The sequence below is a fragment of the Virgibacillus necropolis genome, assembly GCF_044793635.1.
Lineage (GTDB): Bacteria > Bacillota > Bacilli > Bacillales > Amphibacillaceae > Virgibacillus_F > Virgibacillus_F necropolis_A.
This window is the reverse complement of record NZ_CP084992.1, coordinates 991762-1015267: the sequence shown is the minus strand read 5'-3', so window position 1 is coordinate 1015267 and position 23506 is coordinate 991762. Positions and strand designations below refer to the sequence as shown.

The window sequence follows — 23506 nt, the reverse complement described above, 5'->3', positions numbered from 1 at the left end:
AAAAGTTATTGCTATTCTTTAATGTCCAGTAAGTTTAACGGCTCACTACCAGTTGGATGTGGAACATAATTCACAATGCTCTTCTTTGCTGCAATTGGTGGTGTCGTATGAGCAATCGGGAACCATGGTGCATCTTCATGAATAAGCTCTTGTGCTTTCAGATACAATTCTGTTCGTTTCGCTTGATCCATTTCAGTTTGTGCTGCTTTTAATAGATCGTGTACTTCATCACTCTTATAGAAAGCGATGTTACCGGCAGAACCTTTCTTCGCATTATCTTTGTCTAACAATACGTATAAGAAGTTATCCGGGTCACCATTATCACCAGTCCAGCCTAAGAACGCCATGTCATGCTCACCATTTTCAGTTACGGAAAGGTGGGTATCCCAGTCATTTACAATTATTTCTACGTTAATGCCAACGTCTTTTAACATTTCTTTAATTGCTTGAGCAGTTATTTTTGGTTGTGGCATATATGGTCTAGGATTTGCAAATGTATATAGTTGTATATCAAATCCATCAGCGTAGCCTGCCTCTGCTAACAATGATTTAGCTTTTTCAACATCAAATCCATAGTCTTCGATTTCGTCATTGTATCCCCATAGAGAAGGTGGTATTGGATTTTTAGCTGGCTTTCCAATTCCTTCGTATAAAGTGAGAAGTTTTTCTTTATCAATTGCCCAGTTAATTGCCTGACGAACTTTTTTACTAGACATCGGACCTTCTTTACTTGTGTTCATTGCCATGTAACTAACATTCATAGACGGTCTGCGGATAATTTGTAAATTCTCATCACCTTCAGCTGTTTGAATGTCTTGTGGGTTTAAACCGGTCATCATATCAATGGAACCCGCTTGAAGCTCCAAGAAACGTGCACCATTATCTGGGATTGTACGGAAGATAACAGTATCTACATTGGCAACTTCACCAAAATAGTTTTCGTTTTTAGATAGTGTAATTTTGTCATCTGGAATCCATTCTTCAAATACAAATGGTCCTGTTCCCACCGGATTTTTAAAGTAATCTTCTCCATACTTTTTAACTGCATCAGGACTAGCAATTGCAAATGGAGGCATTGCTAATGTTTGAAGGAATGGTGCATTTGGCTCAGATAGTGTAAATTGGACTTCATAGTCACCAGTCGCTTCTACTTTTTCAATAATCCCACCTAAATCACCCTCAGATGCGCCAAACATGTATCCGTAATAAATGAACTCACCAGATGTTGCCCAGCGTTCAAAGTTGAATACAACGTCTTCTGCATTGAAATCTGTTCCATCATGGAACTTAACGCCCTCACGTAATGTGAATGTCCAAGTCTTTCCGTCTTCGCTTGCTTTCCATTCTGTAGCTAGGGCAGGACGTACTTCTGTATTTTCTTCTTTGTATCGAACTAACGTGTCATAGATTTGATTCGTTACATAAATTGATTCTCCATCCGTTACTTTAGATGGATCAAGTTGAATCGAATCGGCTCCACGACCAAAGATTAAGGTTTTGTCATCATTTCCTTTTGTATCGTCAGTTGCGTCTGCATCTTTTGATGTACTGTCCCCTGTACATGCACTAAGGACTAGCACTACAAGTAATAAAAGACTAAATAGTGATAAATAATTACGATTTTTCAAATCAAATCCCCCTTAAATTTTAGTGCTAAAGTTGGTTGGAAAATGAATTAGACTTCTTCCTCAACCACCTCCTTAACAAAATGACAAGCAGACTGTTGCCCATTTGTTGAAACTGTTTTCAATTCTGGTGTTTCCATACGACAAATTTCTTCTGCATATGGACACCGTGTGTGGAATTTACATCCAGTGGGTGGGTTTGCAGGTGATGGAAGGTCGCCAGATAAAATGATCCGTTGTTTTGTGTTTTCTGGTCGTGCTTCCGGGATTGCCGATAACAATGCTTGTGTGTATGGATGTGTTGGATTGGCATAAAGTTCGTCGGCATCACCAATTTCAACTAGATTACCAAGATACATGACTGCTACACGATCACTGATGTGATGCACAACACTTAAATCATGTGCAATAAACATATACGTTAAATCGAATTCATCCTGCAAATCTTCCATTAAGTTAATTACTTGTGCTTGGATGGAAACATCAAGTGCGGATACTGGTTCGTCGCAGATAACTAGTTCAGGTTCAAGTGCTAATGAGCGAGCGATACCGATTCTTTGCCGTTGACCACCGCTGAATTCGTGTGGATAACGCTGTTTGTGATAGGAGCTTAGTCCAACAACGTCGAGTAATCGATTCAGTTTTTTTGTACGTTCATGCTTATCCATATTAAAAATTTTCATTGGCTCTGTGATTGTTTGTTCGATGGTCTTTCTAGGATTTAATGATGCATACGGATCCTGGAAGATCAATTGCATTTCGCGACGCAATTTACGTAACTGTTCACCTTTGTAATTCGTGATATTTTCACCCTTAAAAAATATTTCTCCGTCAGTAGGCTCAAGTAGCTTTAGTAAAACTCGTCCAGCCGTGGATTTGCCGCAACCACTTTCGCCAACTAACCCTAAGGTTTCTCCGGGTTTAATCGCGAATGATATACCATCTACCGCTTTTAATACAGGTTTCTCTCGGGAAAATAACGTATCGCTTTTTAATGGGAAATGTTTTTTTAAGTTTTTTACTTCTAATAAATTTGTCATTCTGATACCGCCTTTTCATCAGTTTCTTCGTATAATAAGCAGCGGACATAATGATCGTTGTCTACTTCTGTGTACCCGGGATCGGCGGTTAAGCAGCTTTTCATCACATTTTTACAGCGAGGTGCAAAACTACAACCTTGTGGTAACGCGCGTAAATCTGGTGGTACGCCATCGATGGCTTCTAGTTTCCGTTTTTTATTTGTTATTTTAGGAATGGAATTCATCAGACCTAATGTATAAGGATGCTTTGCATTGTCAAAAAGTTTTATGGTATCGGTGAATTCTGCTGGCTTACCAGCGTACATCACCATGACACGGTCGCAAACCTCGGAAACAACTCCTAAATCGTGCGTAATCATGATAATTGCCATGTTCAATTCTTTTTGCATTTTTTTAAATAGCTCTAGGATTTGTGCTTGAATGGTTACATCTAATGCTGTTGTTGGCTCATCAGCAATGAGCAGGGAAGGATTACAGGATAATGCCATGGCAATCATGACTCGTTGTCGCATACCACCACTAAATTCGTGCGGATAATTCTTAAGACGTTTAGCTGGATCAGGTATACCGACTAAATTCAGCAGCTCAATAGCGCGTTCTCTTGCTTGCTTTTTGGACATTTTTTCATGTGCCAGAAGTGTTTCAATTATTTGTTTCTCAACTGTAAATACAGGATTAAGAGATGTCATAGGATCCTGGAAAACCATCGCAATTTCTTTTCCGCGAATTTGACGCATTTCCTTCTCTGACTTATGTAAAAGATTCTCTCCATTAAATAAGATTTCGCCGTTTACAATTTCACCAGGTGGTGACGGGACCAGTCCGAGGATTGACATCGCGGTAATACTTTTCCCAGAACCAGATTCACCAACTATACCCAGGGTTTCCCCAGGCTTAACATCAAAGCTGACACCATCAACAGCTTTCACAACACCAGCTTTGGTGAAGAAATGTGTATGTAACTGATCAACTTGTAAAATAGGAGTATCAGTGCTCATTTGTATCCTCCTTGTTTGTGATGTAAAAATAATTTGACTCTTTTGAATTATTATACATAGTTTTGTAACAAATTTGTTTTTTTCTCATTTTTCTCAAAAATAATGAGGAAAAGCTTTCCGCTTGGGTGGCATTTTCCGCATACGAGAGGGCGTATCCCGAACTCGGGACACAAAGCTACGCATCCGGGAAGGGTAGCTGTGAACTTGGGAGACAGAGCCACGCATTCAGGAGAGCGCAACACGAACTCGGGAGACGGAGCCACGCATTCAAGTGACCCACCACCTGAAACTCGGGAAACACCCGCCCAGAACAGACAATTCAAGATCAAATTAGAAAAAACACTTGTTTGTTTACTCATGGGGCGTTATAATATCCTATGTGTCGATTTTAAAAATTAGTATGCGCCCATAGCTCAGGGGATAGAGCATTGGTTTCCGGTACCAAGAGTCGGGGGTTCAAATCCCTCTGGGCGCGCTTATAGGTAAACGCAAAAAGGACAAGGGATATAGCGATGTTTCGCTCCCTTGTCCTCTTTTTATGAAAGAAAGTATAAAACTTTGGCGTTAATCTGTCTAGCTCCAGCGCCTAGCCCGCCTGAGGTTTTAAGTCAAATCTCTTTGTGAAAAAAATCATCACTAAGAGATTCGTCTTAAACTTGTCGGGGCTGACCAAGGCGCTTGCGCTTTTCTTATTAGGAAAGAAAGTATAAAACTTTGGCGTTAATCTGTCTAGCTCCAGCGCCTAGCCCGCCTGAGGTTTTAAGTCAACTCTCTTTGTGATAAAAATCATCACTAAGAGATTCGTCTTAAACTTGTCGGGGCTGACCAAGGCGCTTGCGCTTTTCTAAAAAGGAAAGAAAGTATAAAATTAACCCCTACTACAGTAAAGGTAACTGTGGTAGTTTCTATGTATGGAGAAAAATATTCTGAAACGAATCTTTTTTGATAACTACAATCATTGGGAAACATTCAAGAAGAAACACAGAGAAAAAATCCGCCCAGTCGTTCTGAAGGAGGTAGAAAAATTTCAAGGCTGTGGAGATATGAAAAATGGATTCAAACTCTTTGTTTGCGAGGGCTGTAACGACGTACATAAAGTAGCATTCCGGTGTAAAGGGCGTTTTTGCACGACCTGTTCTATTGGGGAAAGTGAAGAGTGGAGCCGATTATTAACGGAAGACGTTTTACAGGTAAATCATCGGCACATGATTTTTACAATCGATGAAGGGTTACGGGAAATATTTCTTTTACACCGTCATCTTTTGAAACCGCTAATGGATGAGGCAGCTAAATTAATTACAAACTTTTTTCAAAAGAAGGCAAAGGTGACACCAGGTATCATTTCCGGATTACACACATTTGGCTCCAGGGTAAATTTTAATCCCCATGTCCATATGTTGGTAACCATGGGAGGGATAACGAGAAAAGGAAAATGGAAGGACTATGATTATATCCCTTTCCAAATGCTTCGAAAGCAATGGCAAACGGTGGTATTAAAGTTAATCCGTAGGAACTTAACCAAACAGGAAAAGAGGCGTGTACAACCACGACTGCAAAAGGCTTTTTCCGAAAATGGGGAAGGCTTCTATGTGCATGCGCCGAAACAGAAGGGGAAAATAAAGGAACAACTTCGTTACATTGGCCGTTATATTCGTCGACCAGCGATTGGAGTCAATCGGATCGAGGCATATGATGGACAACAGGTGACTTTTAAATACATCGATAAAACAGATGGGAAAGAAAAGCATGAAACGCTGACGGTGGAAGCCTTTATCAGTCGTTTGATTCGTCATATACCAGATGACCAATTTAAAACAATACGCCACTATGGTATGTATTCAAGAAGAAGTAAACGTCTAAGTAAGAAGCTATTAAGTAAGTGGCAAGAAGGAAGGCGGCGTTGGATCATAAAAGTGTGGAAAACAATACGCCGTCAAACATGGAGAGAACGTGTTATCGCTGGTGGACAAAAAGATCCCCTAATATGCCCGCACTGCAATAATTATTATGTGTATCAGGGAGAGGTCTGTCTTGAGAATGGACAATTAGAAATAAAAGTAGCTTTAACCAAGGAAGCAAGAAAGTACTTAGAAAGGGTGATAGCTTATTACACACCAATCCAAAAACCGCAAAAAAGGGAAAAAGAAAAAGGGGAACGACCACTTAGCGAAAAAGAAAACGAAAATCAACTTTGTTTGTTTAACGTGTCATGAGGAAGAAAAAATACCTTATGATGTAGTTAGAGATTTTGATTTGATGGATGGCGGTGATCCAACGGATCCGCCTCAGTTTAGATGCGAACATTGTGGTGGAGAAATGTATCCAGAGTATTACAAGGGAATACATGGCCAGGAATACAAACTAACGGATGTTCTCTAGCACAGAAAAGGACCGGGCGGTCTATGCCCGGTTTTTCTTAAATACTATTAGATTTTTTATAATTAATTTAACTAGTTTTCCTAAAAGAATCTGCGTGAAGAATACGCTTCTTATATAAATAAGCAATTGTGTTCAACACGGAAACGGGGATTTTTTTAGGGAAGTAAGTTTTACTATACATGGTAAAAAAGACTTTCTTAAGATCGGTCCATTGCTGGCAATCTTTCGTTTGTCTGAATCTGGCTACGTCAATTAACTTAACCCTTCCCTCAGGGGTCAGTATTATATTTCGGAGATGAATGTCTGAAGGGTTTAATCCAGCTTTTCTAGCTAAAGAAAGAGCGTAATCCGTTTCATTAATTGTTGACTCATTAAGCGGGATTCCTTGTGACAGACATTCAAATAATGTGTAGCCTTCAATATAATCTATAAGTAGAAAATTTTCTCCTGCTTCATATAATGTTGGATAATACGGATTCCCTTTAAGAATTTCATATATTTCTGCTTCTTCTTTGGCTATACCCGTAAAATTTGGATAAAATACTTTGAGTGCTTTGTTAGTAGATAGTATTTTGAAGACAACAGCACTTCTACCCGCTCCTATGAATTCCAAAGTCGAATCTTTTTCTAGGATAGAGATGCCATTCTTGTCCATTTTTAATTTAATACTATTGACTAGGTCGACGGTCGAATTCAAGTTAAACACCCCTTTCATCTATAATATAGGGTGAAAAGCATTATCGCTACTATATTGTATTATTGTATTGTTAGGTATAAGGAAAGAGAACTAGATATATTGTGTTATAACGTGAAAAGTTCCTTCAATTATGTCAAAATATGAATAGATTTTGATCTAACGCACAAAATAGAGGTGATTCAGTATGATACATATTAACTTTTATACAAAAGAAAATTGTTCACTTTGTGATGAGGCATTGGCATTAGTTGAAATGCTGCAGCATGATTATCCTTGCACACTCGAAATGAGAGATATTTATTCGAATGACAATTGGTTGGAAGCATACCATTTATCAATTCCTGTTGTTAATATTGATGGCATCGAGTTAAACTGTGAGGAAATTTCTTTTGAGACACTAGAAGCAGCGTTTAAAGAAGCACATAGGAAACATAAGGCTTGAATTATGAATCTATTGTGATAAAATAAAAATAAGCAAATAAAGCATTTGCGTATTTTTTTACAGTTGGCAGGACAAAAAATAACCATCCGGGACTTATTTGTCCGATGTAAAGGGAGTTACTTACTTTATGCAATCATTAATTGAATTGCAAAAAAAGATATTTCCTGACCTGTTGGAGGTAATGAAGCAACGATATGCAGTCTTGCATACAATCAATCTTTTTCAACCAATCGGACGACGAAGTCTATCTGAACGAGCGAAGATGACAGAACGTACTGTTCGTGGTGAGGTTGATTTTTTGCAGAAGCACCATATGATTGATGTTTCTGGAAAAGGAATGCAGATTACCGAAGAGGGGAAAGGTATACTCAATCAATTGGCCTTATTTATGAGAGATGTTACAGGATTGAGCGTTTTAGAAACACAGCTACAAGAGAAATTGAACATAGGACAGGTTATAGTTGTCCGTGGTAATAGTGATAACGATGATTGGGTAAAACAAGAAATGGGAAAAGCAGCAGTAGCCTATTTAAAAACCCAGGTATCAACCAAACAAACTATTGCTGTTACGGGTGGTTCGACTATGGCAGCCGTTGCGCATGTCATGTCACCATTTAAAAATGCGAATAATTGTTTGTTTGTTCCAGCACGTGGTGGAATCGGAGAAAAGGTAGAAAGCCAGGCAAATACGATTGTTGCTGAAATGGCAAAACATACGCATGGCGATTACCGAATGTTATATGTACCAGATCCGCTAAGTGAACAATCGTACCAAACGATGTTAAAGGAGCCATCCATCCAGGAGATTACGGAGCTGATTCGTTCAGCTGACATTATTTTGCATGGAATTGGTGATGCCCTAACTATGGCGAACCGAAGAAAAACAAATGATAAAGTCATCCATCAGCTTGAACAGGATGAAGCGGTAAGTGAAGCATTTGGCTATTATTTTAATAGCTTTGGTGATGTCGTTCACAAGGTACGAACGATTGGGATTCAATTGGAAGATTTAAAGTCAGTGAATAAGGTAGTGGCAATTGCCGGTGGGAACTCTAAAGCTCGGGCCATTTCATCTTATTTTAATCAGGGAGAAGCGGATTTACTCATAACTGATGAAGGTGCTGCTGAAGCAATCATCAATGAATAAATTCTTTCAATAAAAAATATTAAACCATTCAATTAGGAGGAAATAAAATGACAGTAAAAATAGGTATTAACGGTTTTGGACGTATTGGACGTAATGTATTCCGTCAAGCATTAAAAAATAACGATGTTGAGGTTGTAGCTGTAAACGACTTAACGGATGCAGAAATGCTTGCACATCTATTAAAATACGATTCTGTACATGGTCAGCTTGAACAAGAAGTAAAGGTAAGTGGGTCAAACATCGTTGTTGGTGGAAAAGAAATTAAAGTGTTAACAGAACGCGACCCAGCAAACTTAGGTTGGGGAGACCTTGGTGTAGAAGTTGTAATTGAATCTACAGGTCGTTTCACAGCTCGCGAAGATGCTAAAAAACATATTGATGCTGGTGCTAAAAAAGTTATTATTTCTGCTCCTGCAAAAGAAGAAGACCTTACAATGGTAATGGGTGTTAATGAGCAGGATTACGATGCTGAAAAACATCACATTGTTTCAAATGCTTCATGTACAACAAACTGTATCGCACCATTGGCAAAAGTTTTACATGATAAATTTGGTCTTAAACGTGGCCTAATGACAACAGTCCATTCTTATACAAATGATCAACAAATTCTTGATTTACCACATAAAGATTATCGTCGCGCACGTGCAGCAGCACAAAATATTATTCCAACTACAACTGGAGCTGCAAAAGTTGTAGGAAAAGTATTGCCTGAACTAGAAGGTAAACTAAACGGAATGGCAATTCGTGTCCCAACACCAGATGGTTCTATCGTAGATCTTGTTGCTGAACTAGATGAAAATGTTACTGCAGATGACGTAAACAAAGCGTTTAAAGAAGCTGCAGAAGGGGATCTAGCAGGAATTGTTGGATATACTGAAGAGCCAATTGTATCCGCTGATATCGTAGGTAATACAAATTCATCATTGTTTGATGCATTATCAACGATGGTTCTTGAAGATAATATGGTAAAAGTAGTATCTTGGTATGACAATGAAATGGCATATTCAGCTCGTTGTGTTGATTTAGCAGTTTATATTAAAAACCAAGGACTATAAGGAAAAGCGCAAGCGCTCGTTTATCGACGTACAAATAGATAGGGCCGTGAAAGTACGGGGAAATGTCCGTATTCATCAGAACGATCTATTTGCTAGTCGCTGGGCGCTGGAGCTAGACAGAAAGTTCATATATACTAGAGGGGGAACTTTTTCCTCCTCTTTTTCTTTACTACGGATTATTGTCCGGTATATGGGGAAAACAACCAGGAGAATAAATACATAAATTATAACGCAAGGAGGATTTTTAACGAATGGATAAAAAAACTCTGAAAGACCTTGAATTAAAAGGAAAGAAAGTCTTTTGCCGTGTTGATTTTAACGTACCGATGTCGAATGGCGAGGTAACTGATGATACTCGAATAAAGGCTGCGCTTCCAACTATTGATTATTTAACAGAACAAGGTGCGATCGTAATCCTGGCAAGCCATCTTGGTCGTCCCAAAGGTGAAGTGGTCGAAGAATTACGACTTGATCCTGTTGCCAAACGTTTAAGTGATTTACTTGGCAAAGATGTTACGAAAACCGATGCTGTGCACGGTAAAGAAGTTAACGAGGCATTGTCACGTTTAGGTGATGGCGATATTTTACTAATCGAGAATGTTCGTTTCGAACCTGGTGAGGAAAAGAATGATGAAACACTTGCACAGGCATTTGCAGATATGGCAGATGTATATGTTAATGACGCATTTGGTGCAGCTCATCGTGCCCATGCATCGACAACTGGTGTAGCTCAAAAGCTACCATCTGCTGCTGGGTTTTTGATGGAAAAAGAGATCGATGTGTTAGGGAAAGCTTTAGAAAACCCTGAACGCCCCTTTACAGCAATAATTGGTGGTGCTAAGGTAAAAGACAAAATTGATGTAATTAATCATTTGTTGGATAAGGTGGACAACCTAATTATTGGTGGTGGACTTGCCTACACATTTGTTAAGGCGCAAGGACATGAAATTGGTAAATCGTTGCTTGAAGAAGATAAAATAGATGTTGCGAAACAATTTATGGAAAAAGCGAAAGAAAAAGGTGTTCGCTTGTTAATTCCAGAAGATGCCGTAGTCGCAGATGATTTCTCAGAAGGTGCTAATACCAAAATTGTTGCTATCGATGAGATACCAGCTGATTGGGAAGCACTTGATATCGGGCCAAAAACACGTGAAACATTCAGTGGAATTGTTGCTGAATCCAGGCTTGTTATTTGGAACGGACCAATGGGTGTATTCGAATTTAATGCATTTGCAGGTGGAACACAAAAAGTTGCAGAAGCATTAGCAGAGACAAACGGTTATACTGTAATTGGTGGTGGAGATTCTGCTGCGGCTGTTGAAAAATTTGGTTTTGCTGATCAAATGGATCATGTATCAACAGGTGGCGGAGCATCACTTGAGTTTATGGAAGGAAAAGTACTTCCAGGTTTAGAAGCATTAGATGACAAATAAGGCTGTTTTCTAATAGATTGGTGCTTTTAACAAAAAAACTGAATAAGTAGTTGATATAAAATACGTCGTAACTGCTGGTTGATTTCCGCTGCGGACAGTTGCTTTCCGCGGGCACGGCCTCAGCCTCCTCGAGAAAACCACTCTGCGGGGTCTTCGGACACGTGCTGTTCCCGCAGGAGTCAACTGTCCTCCGCTACAATCAACTGCCATAATAGTGGAAATTCATGCTCTTACCAATAAAGTTATTACTATCATTCCATTATTGGACACCACCCTAGCGGTGGAAATACACGTAGACTCCTGCGGGAACAGCGAAGACGCTGAGACCCCGCAGTGAGCGGTTTTTGCGCGCGAGGAGGCTCAACGCGAGCCCGCGGAAAGCGTAGTGTATTTCCGGAGCGGCATGTTACGCACAGTTTATATTAATAGCAACAATCTTTACTAATGCAGCCTAAATAAAAAAATGAGGTGAGACGATGCGCAATAAAGTAATTGCTGGAAACTGGAAAATGAATAAAGTGTTAGCAGAAGCGGAACAATTCGTTCAAGAGGTTGTGAAAAAGGATCCAACTGATCAAGGTGTTGAAGCAATTGTATGTGCGCCTTTCCCTTTCTTGGCGAAACTCGTTGATCAGACAAAAAACACATCTGTGAAAATTGCTGCCCAAAATATGCATTTTGCAGAAAACGGAGCATATACAGGTGAAGTTAGCCCTGTAATGCTTAAAGATTTGGGCGTGACACATGTTGTCATTGGCCACTCAGAACGCAGGGAATATTTTGCTGAAACAGATGAAACAGTTAATAAAAAAGTACATGCAGCATTTGATCATGACCTGGCACCAATTGTATGTGTCGGTGAAACGCTTGATCAACGCGAGGCAAATGAAACGATGAATCATATTGAAAAACAGGTTAAAGAAGGTTTGAAAGAATTAACAGAGGCACAAATTGCAAAAACTATTGTTGCCTATGAACCAATTTGGGCAATCGGAACTGGTAAAACTGCTTCAAGTAGTGATGCCAATGAGGTCTGCCTGCATATTCGTAATGTGATTAAAGAGATGACTTCAGAGAAAACTGCTAATCAAGTTGTCATTCAATATGGTGGTAGTGTTAAACCAGCAAATGTTGATGAGTTACTAGCGCAATCTGATATTGATGGTGCATTGGTTGGCGGTGCAAGTCTTGATGCAGACTCATTTATCCAGCTAGTGGAGGCCGGTAAAAAATGACGAATCAAAAACTAGCTGCATTAATCATCCTAGATGGATTTGGACTTCGTGATACAGAGATGGGAAATGCGGTTAAACAAGCAAACACGCCTAATTTTGACCGGTATTGGAGTAAGTATCCACATAATCAGCTCCAAGCAAGTGGGGAAGCTGTTGGACTTCCAGAAGGTCAAATGGGTAACTCAGAAGTCGGGCATTTAAACATTGGTGCCGGAAGAATTGTCTATCAAAGTTTAACCAGAGTTAACCTTTCGATAAGAGAAGGCGACTTCTTTGAAAAAGATGCGTTTATCAGTGCTATCAAAAGCGCAAAAGAAAAAAATAAAGCATTACACATTTTTGGGTTATTATCAGACGGTGGCGTGCATAGTCATATTAGTCACCTGATTGCACTTTTAAAATTGGCAAGTGATAATGATTTGAAAGATGTCTATGTACACGCATTTTTGGATGGACGAGATGTAGGTCCACAAACTGCGAAAACGTATATAAAACAGGCAGAAGAAAAAATGGACGAGTATGGTGTAGGACAATTCGCAACGATATCTGGCCGTTATTACTCTATGGACAGAGATAAGCGCTGGGATCGTGTGAAAAAAGCATACGATGCCATGGTTTATGGAAAAGGACCACAGTATACAGATCCATACGAATTGGTCGATGATTCCTATGAAAATGGGATCCATGACGAATTTGTTATTCCAGCTGTTTTAACGGATGGAAATGGTGAGCCGAGAGCCACTATCGAGGATGAAGACTCAATTATTTTTTACAACTTCAGACCAGATCGGGCTATTCAAATTTCACGCACATTTTCTGATGATGATTTCCGTGATTTTGACCGTGGGGAAGAGGTACCAAAAGGTTTACATTTTGTCATGCTCACGAATTTTAGTGAATCGGTAGATGGGTACGTAGCCTACAATCCTGTTAATCTCGATAACACGGTTGGAGAAGTTTTGTCCCAGCAGAATATGAAACAGATTCGTATCGCTGAAACAGAGAAATACCCACATGTGACGTTTTTCATGAGTGGTGGTCGGGAAAAGGAATTCCCAGGAGAAAAACGAATCTTAATTGATTCACCAAAGGTTGCGACCTATGACCTGAAACCTGAAATGAGTGCATATGAAGTTACAGATGCATTACTTACGGAATTGAATTCTAATCCACCGAATGCGATTATCTTAAATTTCGCCAACCCTGATATGGTTGGGCACTCTGGAAAACTGGAGCCGACAATAAAAGCAATTGAAGCAGTTGATGAATGTCTTGGCAAAATTGTTGATAAAATAGTAGAATTAGGTGGTAATGCTATTATTACAGCAGACCACGGTAATTCGGACGAGGTTATTACACCTGAGGGTGGTCCAATGACAGCACATACGACAAATCCCGTGCCGGTCATCGTGACACAAGAAAACGCAACATTACGTGAAGGTGGAATTTTAGCAGACCTATCACCAACGCTTTTAGACTTGCTAAATATTGATTTGCCAGCAGAAATGACTGGCACATCTTTAATAAAAAATAAGGGAGCGATTTAAATGCCATACATTACAGACGTTTATGCACGAGAGGTATTAGATTCACGTGGAAATCCGACAGTTGAAGTAGAAGTTTTTACAGAGTCAGGCGCATTTGGTGCTGCCTTAGTTCCAAGTGGTGCATCAACTGGTGAATATGAAGCAGTTGAACTACGTGATGGCGACAAAGATCGTTACCTAGGAAAAGGCGTACAAAAAGCAGTTGAAAATGTAAATGAGCTTATTGGGCCAGAAATACTTGGTGTAGATGTTACACGCCAAAACATTATCGACGAAATCATGATCGAATTAGATGGTACTGAAAATAAAGGGAAACTAGGTGCGAACGCAATCCTTGGTGTATCAATGGCTGTAGCGCATGCAGCGGCTAGCTACTTAGAAATTCCGTTGTATAATTATTTAGGTGGATTTAATTCCAAAACACTTCCAACACCAATGATGAACATTTTAAATGGTGGGGAGCATGCAGACAATAATGTAGATATTCAAGAATTTATGGTTATGCCTGTTGCAGCACCAACATTTAAAGAAGCGGTTCGTACTGGCGCAGAAATTTTTCATTCATTGAAAAAAGTATTAAAGTCCAAAGGCTATAATACAGGTGTTGGTGATGAAGGTGGATTCGCTCCAAACCTAAAATCAAATGAGGAAGCACTACAAACGATTGTAGAAGCAATTGAAGCTGCAGGATATAAACCTGGAGAAGAAGTTCAGCTTGCAATGGATGTTGCTGCATCTGAGATTTATGAGGATGGAAAGTACAACCTTAAAGGTGAAGGTGTCGTCCGCACATCAAAAGAAATGGTTGATTGGTACGAAGAGATGGTAAATAAATATCCAATCATCTCTATTGAAGATGGATTAGACGAAAACGACTGGGATGGCCATAAAATGCTGACAGACCGTATTGGTGACCGAGTTCAATTAGTTGGGGATGACCTTTTCGTAACGAATACGAAGAAATTGTCTCAAGGAATCGAACAGGGTGTTGGAAACTCCATCTTAGTTAAAGTAAACCAAATCGGTACATTAACGGAAACATTTGATGCAATCGAAATGGCAAAACGCGCAGGCTATACGGCAGTTATTTCCCATCGTTCTGGTGAAACAGAAGATGCAACAATTGCAGATATCGCTGTTGCAGCTAATGCTGGTCAAATTAAGACTGGTGCTCCATCACGTACAGACCGTGTGGCTAAGTATAACCAGTTACTACGTATTGAAGATGAACTATCTGGTCTTGGTCAATATGCAGGATTGAATGCATTTTATAATTTGAATAAGTAAAAGTTATTTTGAAGAGAGGCAGGGAGATCTGTCTCTCTTTTTCTTTGGTCGCAGGTCCTAATGTTTCATAGGACATCCTTCCACTTGCATACACATAGAAAAATGCAGTTATGAAGGAAGTGGATCAAATGACACAGAAGGTCTTGCTATTTGGTGATATTGGTATAGATGATACTGTTGCTCTTATATATGCTCATCTAAATGAACAAATAGAGGTGGTAGGTGTTGTTGCTGATTATGGTAATGTTCCACAGGATAAAGCGTTAGCTAATGTTAGGTATATTAAGGAGTTATTCAATATTCCAGACGAACTTGCTATTATTAGTGGGGCTGAGCTTCCCATGACAGGGGAAAAACCGAAGTTCTTTCCAGAAATCCACGGGGAATATGGCCTTGGTCCAATCATTCCTTCAACGGCTAATCAAGACTATGAAATTGAAAATTTTTTTCAGATTGTAGATATTATAAAAAAATATCAGGAAGAATTAATTATCGTTAATATTGGCAGGCTGACCTCACTTGCTACCATGTTTATTTTATATCAGACTTTAATGAGTAAGGTTAAAGGATTTTATATTATGGGTGGCGCATTCTGGGTTCCTGGTAATGTTACTGCTGTATCGGAAGCTAATCTTTATGCAGACCCAATAGCGGCGAAGATTGTGTTGGAACAAGCCCATAACGTAACAATCATTCCGCTGAATGTCACGCTCCAAGCGATTGTAACACCGCAAATGGTAGATTATATAGCCAATATTGGAAAGGCAAAGATTATAAAACCGTTGTTAGACTATTATTATGATTTTTATAAAAGCCGCAACCCTACCATACAAGGTAGTCCGATGCATGATGTCCTTACTCTGATGGCACCGATACATGAAGACATGTTTACGTATGATATGTTACCAGTTCATATCGTTCAAGCGAGAGGAGGGGAAGAAAGAGGGCAAAGTATTGCTGATATTCGCCCATATATAAATAATGGGAATGCTGGTGAAAAGAAACATCGAATTGCTTTTAGTCTGGATTACCGTAAGTTTTATACCGAATTCATGTCTGTAATGACTGGGGAACAAGGTTGAAGTTAAATCTTGTTGCTATATGGACTTTAGTTTTATAATATCGGCCGTTATTCAATTTTATCAACCCACATCAAAATATATCCACCAATCCTCGTTCAGATTCTGGTAACATAATAGGTAACGAGGTGATTATCGTGGATATTCTGCAGGCAATCAGGGAAAGAAGGTCCATACATACATTTAAAAGAGAAGAAGTACCATTGGACAGGCTGAAAGAGATTTTTACATATGGCTCATACGCCCCGACGCATTATATGAAGGAGCCATGGGAAATAAAGCTGTACCAGGAGCAAGGAAAAGTTAACTTCGTGGAAAATATAATTGAAAGCTATCAAAGAATTGGAATGTTAAAGACAGATAATGACGTTAAAACAGTTAAAATGATCGATTCGATGAAAGACTTTTTATTACGTATTCCACATCATGCAGTCGTTTATTATGAAAAAGAAACCGATCAAGTTCGTGCTGAGGAAGAAAATGCTGCCGTCTGTGCGTTTATTCAGAATGCACAATTAGCTGGATGGGAATTTGGTGTTGGCATGCTATGGACAATAACCCCGTTCATACATGACCCAGGATTTGCCCGTGCTATAGGATTAGAGAAAGACAGGCATAAAATAGCCGCTGTATTACAAATTGGGTACCCGAAAAGTGTTCCACGAGATAAGGGGAGAACTCCCATTGAACAAAAATTAGAAGTAATTCGAGACTGAAAAATCCGCATGAAGCTAAGCAGCTTCATGCGGATTTTATTTTTACTCTGTCTTTTCTTTTACAAATTCGACAACTTCATCTGCAGTTCCCATCGATAGCAATGCATCTTTATAAGATTGCATGTCCTTCTCAGATAAGTTCCGGAGCTGAGATCTTGCTGGTAAAATCGATGTTGCGCTCATGCTGAATTCATCCAGGCCAAGTCCAAGCAAAATAGGAATTGCAATCGGATCTCCAGCCATTTCACCACACATGCCAACCCATTTTCCTTCATTATGTGCGGCTTCAATTACTGTATTAACCAAATTCAAAATTGCTGGATGATATGGTTGATATAGATAAGCAACCTGTTCATTCATACGGTCTGCAGCCATTGTATACTGAATTAAATCGTTTGTTCCAATGCTGAAGAAATCAACTTCTTTTGCAAATTGTCTAGCAGTTACAGCAGTTGAAGGAATTTCCACCATGATTCCAACTTCAATATCACTAGAAACAGCTATACCTTCGCCAGTCAAGTTGTCTTTTTCATTCGATAAAATTTCTTTAGCCTGACGGAATTCTTCAAGTGTTGCAATCATTGGGAACATAATTTTTAAATTGCCATGTACACTTGCACGTAGTAACGCACGTAATTGTGTGCGGAAAACGGATTGATTTTCTAAACAGAAACGAATTGCCCTAAATCCTAAAAATGGATTCATTTCTTTCGGTAAATCCAAATAGCTTAATTCCTTATCGCCGCCGATATCTAAAGTACGCACGACAACAGGTTTGTCACCCATTTTTTCCAGGACAGATTTATATGCATCATATTGCTCATCTTCAGTAGGAAGTTGGTTTTTGCCCATGTATAAAAATTCAGTACGGTAAAGTCCGATTCCTTCTCCACCATTATTCAACACACCTTCTACATCTTCCGGTGTGCCAATATTAGCTGCCAACTCTACCTGTTTTCCATCTGATGTTACAGATGGTTCATCCTTCATCTTTGCCCATATGGCTTTTTGTGTTTCATGTTCTGCTTGTTTTTCTTTATAATTGTTTAACTCTTCCTCGGTTGGATTAATTAAAACTATACCATTCATTCCATCAACAATAACGATATCGTTCTGTTTAATTGTTTGGGTACTTTCTTTCGTTCCTACAACAGCTGGAATCTCAAGCGATCTCGCCATAATTGCAGAATGGGAAGTACGTCCTCCGATGTCTGTTGCAAAGCCCTTTACAAACTCACGATTTAGTTGAGCTGTATCAGATGGCGTTAAATCATGGGCGATAACAATTACTTCCTCATCGATTAATGCTGGATCAGGAAATGTTACTTCCAGTAAATGAGCCATTACACGCTTTGTCACATCATGAATATCAGCAGCACGTTCGCGCATGTATTCGTTATCCATATTTTTAAACATGTCGATAAACATGTCCGCTGTTTCTTTTAATGCTGCTTCAGCCATCTCATTTTCACTTGTGATTTTATCTTTAATTGGCTTAATTAATTCCGGGTCACTTAACACAAGGAGGTGCGCTGAAAAAATTTCCGCATGCTCGTCTCCGATTTCTCTTTTTGCATGTTCTTTAATTTTTTCTAATTCGTATCTTGACGTTTCCAATGCTTTATCAAGTCTTGCAATTTCATCGTTAGGATTATCTATAGTCTTTTTTTCGAAAGTTAAATCAGGTGTTACCAGTTGATATGCTTTTGCGATTGCTATTCCACTTGAAGCGGCAATTCCTTGTATTTGTTTCATAAATTATATGTCCAACCCTTCAAAATAAATTCATAACCTTGTTCCATTTTACCCACAAAAACCTAGTCTTTCAAGGAATCAAGTATGCTTATAACTGGAAAAAGGGATGTAAACGCTTAAGTTAACTTTGGGCTTTTTATAAGTTTTCTTAGCAGCGGGGAAAGTATAAATGAAAGTCTGTCTAGCTCCAGAGCCCAGCGACTAGTGGACTTCCTTCACCTCCGTACGATAAGTCAACATCGGTTGTTAGAAGGAAGGTTCGATTTAAACCGCCACTTTGCGTGGCAACATCGAACTACCCACGTTGCGTGGGCACAGTCCATACGTCGCTTAACGGGCGCTTGCGCTTTTCTTAGCTCATTTGTTTTTGTAGCCAATTGGTAATTAAATTAAAAACTTCTTCCTTATTCATTTCGTTTAACAGTTCATGACGGCCATCGTGGACGAACATCGCAGCAACATTCTCAAGTCCGGCTTTTTCGTATAAACTGGCTGTTTTCCAAATGCCTTTTGAGTAGTCACCAACAGGATCTGCATCCCCACTTATTAGAAGCATCGGGATGTCTTTGCGAATCGCCTCGTTACGCCTCGCGTCCTGTATCATGCCAATTCCGTCCATAAGGTCATAAAAGAACCGTGCTTTTGGAACAAATCCGCAGTAAGGATCATCAATATATGATTGAACCATTTCCTTATCGCGACTTAACCAGTCATAGGATGTGCTTCCATTTTCAACTCGTTTGTTGTAAGAGCCAAATGTCAGCATATTCATAAGCTTTGTTTCTTCTTTTGGTGGTAATACAGATGCAAGCTGTTTTCCAGCACCTGATCGTATTCTTGGAATATAACCTGTTCCAGAAAGAATAATGCCATTAATCTCCTGGCTATAACGTTGGATATAGGCTCTTGCTAAAAAGGAACCCATGCTGTGCCCTAAGAGAAATAAAGGGGTGTCAGGGTATTCTTTTCTAATTTCCATTGTTACTTCATAAAGATCATTTGTTACCTTTTCAAATCCTTTCTCTCCTGCAAAATATCCAAGTGTGCCCTGCTTATTACCGGTTTGACCGTGCCCACGATGATCATTTCCAAATACCACAATATCGTTTTCTACTAAATGTTCACTAAATGTATCGTATCTGTTAATGTGTTCAGCCATGCCATGAGCTATCTGAACAATTGCTTTTGGTTTATGTCCAGGTTTGAACCACTTTTTAACATAGACTTCGACATCATCATACATGGTTAACCAAAAATCTTTATCCATCATCATTTATCCATCCTTTTCTACAAATTCTATTCCTTCTATGATAAGCTGAAATAAGTGTTACGTCCAAAATATAGTCGTATTTTAAAAATAAACTTGCTAAATAAACAGAAATTATGCTAAAGTACAAATAGGTATTTGTACGTTTTTTCTAATGAAGGGGTGTCGTTTTAGCATGGAAGAAATAGTAAATATTATATTAGTAATAGATGCTATTATTATGATCGTTTTAGTTGTTTTACAATCAGGTAAAAGCGAGGGACTTTCTGGAGCAATTTCTGGTGGTGCTGAACAATTATTTGGGAAACAAAAGGCTCGGGGTGTTGATTTAATCTTACACCGAGGTACCGTAATAACTGGTACACTGTTTTTTGTTTTAGCTTTCATAAGTGCATATGTTATGTAACAGACAATTAACCCCTTATCGCATTTAATGTGGTAAGGGATTATTTATTATTCAGAGGCAACAATACTTGGTACCAGTATCAAAGGAGATTGATGAATATGAAAATAAAAGAACCGAAAGCTTTTACATTTGAAGCAGGAGAACGTGCTGTATTATTATTACATGGATTTACTGGACATACTGCTGATGTACGTATGCTTGGCAGATATTTGGAAAAAAAGGGTTACACCTGTCATGCACCCATCTACAGAGGACATGGTAAACCACCAGAAGACCTAATTGACGCTACTCCTGAACAATGGTGGGAGGATGTTAGGGGTGCCTATAACCATTTGAAGAATTTAGGGCATACAGAGATTGCAGTCGTTGGATTGTCACTTGGTGGTGTACTTGGTTTAAAATTGGCGTATTCGGAAATAGTAAAGGGTGTTATTCCGATGTGTGCACCGATGTTTTTTGACAATGAAACACAATTAACAATCGGATTTAAAACTTTTGCAAAAGAATACAAACAGCTTGAAGGAAAAAACAATGATATAATAGAGGAAGAAATTAACAGCCTGATGAATCAATCTGCATCAATGTTTGAACAATTGGGCCAGTTAATTACTGATGTAAAAGGCAATGTCGATACTATTTATACGCCTGCATTTGTTGTACAAGCTGAAAAGGATGAAATGATTAATACCGAAAGTGCTACATACATTTACGAAAATATAGAATCCGATATAAAGGACATTAAATGGTATGAAAATTCTGGTCATGTGATTACACTTGATAAGAAAAAGGAACAATTGCATGAAGATATTTACGACTTTTTAGAAGACCTTGATTGGAAATCAAATGTTTAGCATTATAGATTGGTAAAATAGGGTAACAATAAAAGAGAAGGAAGGTGAACAAATGGCAGATAATATGGTAGAAACATTACAAGGATATTTTAAAGAAAATAATACGAAGCCTTTGGCAGTGGAAGAGCTAAAAGAAGCATTAGATATCAATGATTCCGAGGACTTTAAAATTCTTATTAAATCACTAAATGAACTGGAAGAAAAGGGCGAGCTTGTTCGCACCAGGAAAAATAGATTTGGATTACCCGAAAAGATGAACCTAATCAAAGGTAGAGTCCAAATGCATGCGAAAGGATTTGCTTTTTTAATTCCTGAAGATGAAGAGCAGACGGATGTGTATATTCATCATTCTGATTTAGCTTCAGCAATGAACAATGACACCGTTCTGGTTCGTTTAGAGAAAAAAGATGACGCGGGTAACCGCCCTGAAGGTACGGTAATTCGCATTTTAGAACGAGCTGTACATCAAGTAGTCGGAACATTCGAGGACAATCGCTCCTTTGGTTTTGTGATTGCCGATGATAAGCGAATTCCAAATGACATATTTGTTCCAAAAAGTGCTACGAAAGGTGCTGTAAGTGGGCACAAAGTCATTGCCAACATAACGAAATACCCTGAGGGAAGAAAGAGTGCTGAAGGAGAGATCATTCAAATCCTGGGTCATAAAAATGATCCTGGAATTGATATTATTTCGATTATTTACAAGCATGGGATTACCATCGATTTTCCTGATGAAGTATTGGATCAAGCAGAAAATACACCAGAAACAATAAATGAAGATGAAATTAAAAACCGTAAAGATTTGCGTGATGAGGTAACTGTTACGATTGATGGCGCAGATGCAAAAGATCTGGATGATGCCGTATCCGTAAAGAAATTGGATAACGGGAATTACCAGCTAGGTGTCTATATTGCCGATGTTAGTTATTATATGGGTGAAAATACACCAATGGATAAAGAAGCTTTTGAACGTGGGACAAGTGTTTACTTAGTTGACCGTGTAATTCCAATGATTCCTCATCGTCTGTCGAATGGGATATGTTCATTAAATCCACAGGTTGATCGACTGACGCTTGGGTGTCAAATGGAAATAAATGAATCTGGTGAGGTTGTCAATCATTCCATTTTTCAAAGTGTAATTAAAACGAATGAACGCATGACATATAGTGATGTAAATAAAATTTTAGTCGATAAAGATGAAGAGGTACGCGAGCGATATGATGCGCTTGTTCCGATGTTTGAAGGAATGGAAAAATTGGCTTCTATTCTACGTCATAAACGGGCAAAACGTGGTGCCATTGATTTTGATTTTAAAGAAGCGAAAGTTCTGGTAGACGATGCTGGTAAAGCGGTTGATGTTGTTATCCGTGAACGCGGAGTTGCTGAACGTTTAATTGAAGAGTTTATGCTTGCAGCAAATGAAACGGTTGCCGAGCATTTTCATTGGATGGATGTACCATTTATCCATCGTATCCACGAGGATCCAAATGAGTCTAAACTACAACATTTCTTTGAGTTCATCGGTGGACTTGGGTATAAAGTAAAAGGAACAGCAAATGAGATTCACCCGCAAGCATTGCAGAAGATTATCGAAGATGTAAAAGATAAACCAGAGGAAATGATTATTTCTAAGTTGATGCTTCGTTCCATGCAACAGGCGAAATATGATCCGAACAGTATTGGACATTTCGGATTGGCAACAGATTTCTATACGCATTTCACTTCACCGATTAGAAGGTATCCGGATTTAATCGTACATCGATTAATACGTACCTATTTAATTGATAAGAAAATGGACAACAAGACAATTCAGAAGTGGAAAGAAAGCATGCCTGAAATAGCACGTCATACATCCGGTAAAGAACGTACGGCAGTTGATGCGGAACGCGAAACAGATGATTTGAAAAAAGCTGAGTTCATGGAAGATAAAATCGGCGAAGTTTTTAAAGGTGTTATTAGTTCTGTTACTAACTTTGGACTTTTTGTTGAATTGGAAAATACTGTAGAGGGTCTTGTCCATGTTAGTCAACTAACTGATGATTATTACCATTATGACCAACGTAATTACGCAATGATTGGTGAACGTACAGGTAATATCTACAGAATCGGTGATGCGGTTGAAGTCCGCGTTATTGCTGTAAATATTGATGAACGAGTGGTCGATTTTGAAATGGTAAATGGTTCAGGTAAAAAAGGTAAGAAACCTAGTACAGGTGAAGTAAATAATAAAGATAAGAAAAAGCAAAATAAAACCAACACAAAAGGTAAACGTAAAAAATAACCTTTTCACGAAAGACTAATTCGGCAGAGCGCTGGATTAGTCTTTTTTTACTGTTTAGCGTAAACAAAAAAATCTTATAATTGGGGATAACGTATCTACTTGTCAGCCACGTCCAGCTCCAGCGCCTAGACCGCCTGAGGTTTTAAGTCAAATCTCTTTGTGATAAAAATCATCACTAAGAGATTCGACTTAAACTTGTCGGGGCTGACCAAGGCGCTTGCGCTTTTGTTCCGTGTCGAAAAAAAGGTTTTAAAAACATTTGCATT

19 protein-coding genes and 1 tRNA gene are annotated in these 23506 nt (G+C 38.9%); 14 read left to right on the top strand and 6 right to left on the bottom strand.

Annotated elements, in window-relative coordinates; genetic code table 11:
- Positions 1–11: 11 nt before the first annotated feature.
- The 3 genes from LG329_RS05115 to LG329_RS05105 are packed head-to-tail and all read right to left on the bottom strand — an operon-like array spanning position 12 to position 3663.
- The gene (locus tag LG329_RS05115) at positions 12–1628 is read right to left on the bottom strand and encodes an ABC transporter substrate-binding protein (RefSeq protein ID WP_404454194.1); all 1617 of its coding nucleotides are present in this window, start codon (positions 1626–1628) and stop codon (positions 12–14) included.
- A gap of 47 nt (positions 1629–1675) precedes the next feature.
- Positions 1676–2665 (bottom strand): ABC transporter ATP-binding protein, encoded by a 990-nt coding sequence (locus tag LG329_RS05110; protein ID WP_404454191.1) that lies wholly within the window; start codon positions 2663–2665, stop codon positions 1676–1678.
- Positions 2662–3663: an ABC transporter ATP-binding protein gene (locus LG329_RS05105; RefSeq protein ID WP_404454189.1), complete on the bottom strand. Its 1002-nt coding sequence runs from the start codon at positions 3661–3663 to the stop codon at positions 2662–2664. Before LG329_RS05105 ends, LG329_RS05110 begins: the two co-directional genes overlap by 4 nt.
- Positions 3664–4065: 402 nt before the next feature.
- Between LG329_RS05105 and LG329_RS05100 the strand changes: the two genes are divergently transcribed.
- Positions 4066–4138, top strand: a tRNA-Arg gene (locus tag LG329_RS05100).
- A 436-nt stretch (positions 4139–4574) separates the two neighbouring features.
- Positions 4575–5876, top strand: coding sequence for a transposase (locus tag LG329_RS05095; protein ID WP_404451027.1), 1302 nt, complete (start codon positions 4575–4577; stop codon positions 5874–5876).
- A gap of 233 nt (positions 5877–6109) precedes the next feature.
- Here the strand turns inward: LG329_RS05095 and LG329_RS05090 are convergent, their stop codons facing one another.
- A complete protein-coding gene (locus LG329_RS05090; RefSeq protein ID WP_404454186.1) occupies positions 6110–6697 on the bottom strand; it encodes a protein kinase family protein in 588 nt (195 codons plus the stop codon).
- Between the two features lie 226 nt (positions 6698–6923).
- Between LG329_RS05090 and LG329_RS05085 the strand changes: the two genes are divergently transcribed.
- The 9 genes from LG329_RS05085 (at position 6924) to LG329_RS05045 (ending at position 16680) form a co-directional block, all read left to right on the top strand.
- Entirely contained in the window at positions 6924–7181 is a 258-nt protein-coding gene (locus LG329_RS05085) for a glutaredoxin family protein (protein WP_404454183.1), read from the top strand.
- A gap of 127 nt (positions 7182–7308) precedes the next feature.
- Positions 7309–8328 (top strand): sugar-binding transcriptional regulator, encoded by a 1020-nt coding sequence (locus tag LG329_RS05080; RefSeq protein ID WP_404454180.1) that lies wholly within the window; start codon positions 7309–7311, stop codon positions 8326–8328.
- A gap of 47 nt (positions 8329–8375) precedes the next feature.
- Positions 8376–9383, top strand: coding sequence for a type I glyceraldehyde-3-phosphate dehydrogenase (gene gap / locus LG329_RS05075; RefSeq protein WP_404454177.1), 1008 nt, complete (start codon positions 8376–8378; stop codon positions 9381–9383).
- A 251-nt stretch (positions 9384–9634) separates the two neighbouring features.
- Positions 9635–10816, top strand: a complete 1182-nt coding sequence (locus LG329_RS05070; protein ID WP_404454174.1) for a phosphoglycerate kinase — start codon at positions 9635–9637, stop codon at positions 10814–10816.
- 476 nt (positions 10817–11292) lie between these two features.
- Positions 11293–12051, top strand: a complete 759-nt coding sequence (gene tpiA, locus LG329_RS05065; protein ID WP_404454171.1) for a triose-phosphate isomerase — start codon at positions 11293–11295, stop codon at positions 12049–12051.
- The gene (gene gpmI, locus LG329_RS05060) at positions 12048–13598 is read left to right on the top strand and encodes a 2,3-bisphosphoglycerate-independent phosphoglycerate mutase (protein ID WP_404454168.1); all 1551 of its coding nucleotides are present in this window, start codon (positions 12048–12050) and stop codon (positions 13596–13598) included. The genes tpiA and gpmI overlap by 4 nt, the downstream gene beginning before the upstream one ends.
- Entirely contained in the window at positions 13599–14885 is a 1287-nt protein-coding gene (gene eno, locus LG329_RS05055) for a phosphopyruvate hydratase (protein ID WP_404454165.1), read from the top strand. It abuts the gene before it with no gap.
- A gap of 128 nt (positions 14886–15013) precedes the next feature.
- Positions 15014–15967, top strand: a complete 954-nt coding sequence (locus LG329_RS05050) for a nucleoside hydrolase (RefSeq protein WP_404454162.1) — start codon at positions 15014–15016, stop codon at positions 15965–15967.
- Between the two features lie 134 nt (positions 15968–16101).
- Complete coding sequence (locus LG329_RS05045) at positions 16102–16680, top strand: nitroreductase (RefSeq protein WP_404454159.1); 579 nt, start codon at positions 16102–16104, stop codon at positions 16678–16680.
- Positions 16681–16722: 42 nt separating this feature from the next.
- Here LG329_RS05045 and ptsP read toward each other — a convergent pair whose 3' ends face one another.
- Positions 16723–18435, bottom strand: a complete 1713-nt coding sequence (gene ptsP, locus LG329_RS05040) for a phosphoenolpyruvate--protein phosphotransferase (protein WP_404454157.1) — start codon at positions 18433–18435, stop codon at positions 16723–16725.
- A gap of 352 nt (positions 18436–18787) precedes the next feature.
- Positions 18788–19705: a lysophospholipase gene (locus LG329_RS05035; RefSeq protein ID WP_404454155.1), complete on the bottom strand. Its 918-nt coding sequence runs from the start codon at positions 19703–19705 to the stop codon at positions 18788–18790.
- A gap of 172 nt (positions 19706–19877) precedes the next feature.
- Here LG329_RS05035 and secG point away from each other — a divergent pair, with 172 nt between their 5' ends.
- The 3 genes from secG (at position 19878) to rnr (ending at position 23240) form a co-directional block, all read left to right on the top strand.
- Positions 19878–20108: a preprotein translocase subunit SecG gene (secG, locus tag LG329_RS05030; RefSeq protein ID WP_404454153.1), complete on the top strand. Its 231-nt coding sequence runs from the start codon at positions 19878–19880 to the stop codon at positions 20106–20108.
- Between the two features lie 98 nt (positions 20109–20206).
- Positions 20207–20959, top strand: coding sequence for an alpha/beta hydrolase (locus LG329_RS05025; protein ID WP_404454151.1), 753 nt, complete (start codon positions 20207–20209; stop codon positions 20957–20959).
- A 52-nt stretch (positions 20960–21011) separates the two neighbouring features.
- Complete coding sequence (rnr, locus tag LG329_RS05020; RefSeq protein ID WP_404454148.1) at positions 21012–23240, top strand: ribonuclease R; 2229 nt, start codon at positions 21012–21014, stop codon at positions 23238–23240.
- Positions 23241–23506: the final 266 nt, after the last annotated feature.